Source organism: Microcystis sp. M53603_WE2, assembly GCF_030065435.1.
The window spans coordinates 1-1,438 of sequence record NZ_JASJFF010000516.1 but is presented as its reverse complement, the minus strand read 5'-3'; the positions used below and the strand labels follow the sequence as shown (position 1 = coordinate 1,438).

Genomic DNA, 1,438 nt, shown 5'->3' with positions numbered 1-1,438 from the left:
GGGGGGTGCCGATAGGCGGGGGGATCCCCCTTGATAAGGGGGGTGCCGATAGGCGGGGGGATCCCCCTTGATAAGGGGGGTGCCGATCCTTCCTTAATAAGGGGGCATCTGATAATTTTTAACGCCTACCTACTTATGATGTTCACACAGTAGAGAAAAAGCCAAAAACCTCCGTTAAGTATAACGGAGGCTGGTTAATTAATTAACAATTTTCAGCTACAATTTCGCCCCACATTCAGGACAGAATTTATTATTCCAACTGTTAACCGCGCCACAACTGGGACAATTGAGCATTTCACAACCCCCAGTGACAATTTTCGGTAAACCAATCATACGGGAATTACTTTGGCCGGGGGCAACCATGGGATAACAATTTTCGTCTTTAGTCACGATCGCATTGACTAAAACCGGACCATCATGGGCCAACATTTCGGCAATTTTTGCGGCTAATTCCTCTCGATGGCGAATAGTAATCCCTTTAATGCCGTAAGCTTGGGCTAACAGTTCCACATTTGGCATTCCCGCTTCCATATTGGAATTAGAATAACGTTCCCCATAGAAAGCTTCTTGCCATTGACGTACCATACCCTGCCAACCATTATTAATAATAATCGTCTTGGCATGAATATTAAATTGGGTTAGGGTGGCCAATTCCTGTAGATTCATTTGGAAACTGGAATCACCACTAATACAGATGACCTCCTCATCGGGAATAGCCACCTTTACCCCCATCGCAGCCGGTAAACCGAAACCCATCGTCCCCAATCCCGCGCTAGAAATCCAACGTCGGGGTCCATTTTTGAGGAATTGGGCCGCCCACATCTGATGCTGGCCCACATCGGTGGTATAGTAGGCGTGGGGTGCTTGACGACCCACCTCAACGATCACTTCTTGGGGGGAAAGTCTGCCTTCTGGTCGAGGTACTTGCAGGGGATAATCTTGTCGCCAGCGCTCGATCTTGGCTAACCAAGCTTGGCTGCGATCAGAATTAGTGGGATAATCAAATTCTCTGGCTTTTTGGAGTATTTGTTCTAAAACTACCCGCACATCCCCGACAATCGGCACGTCAGGGGCGCGATTTTTGCCCACTTCGGCCGGGTCTATATCCACATGGATTACCTTAGCTTTCGAGGCGAATTCGTCCAATTTCCCCGTTACTCGGTCATCAAAACGAGCGCCGACGGCAATTAATAAATCACACCCGGTCACGGCAAAATTAGCGTAGGCAGTGCCGTGCATTCCTAACATTCCCACCGAGAGGGGATGATGTTCATCAAAAGCACCGATACCCATTAAGGTGGTGGTGACGGGTAACTGAAAACGCTCGGCAAACTCGGCAATTTGGGCGTGGGCATTAGCTGCGATCGCACCTCCACCAACGTAAAGTAAGGGTTTTTCGGCGGTTTCCAAGAGGTGTAAAGCGGCCTCGATTTGACGG

Annotated in this window: 1 protein-coding gene; it reads right to left on the bottom strand. The window is 49.0% G+C overall.

Translation table 11 applies throughout. From position 1 onward, the window contains the following. Positions 1–216 precede the first annotated feature (216 nt). Positions 217–1,438 (bottom strand): thiamine pyrophosphate-dependent enzyme (locus PX481_RS10795; RefSeq protein WP_288094569.1); only part of this gene is annotated, 1,222 nt, incomplete at its 5' end.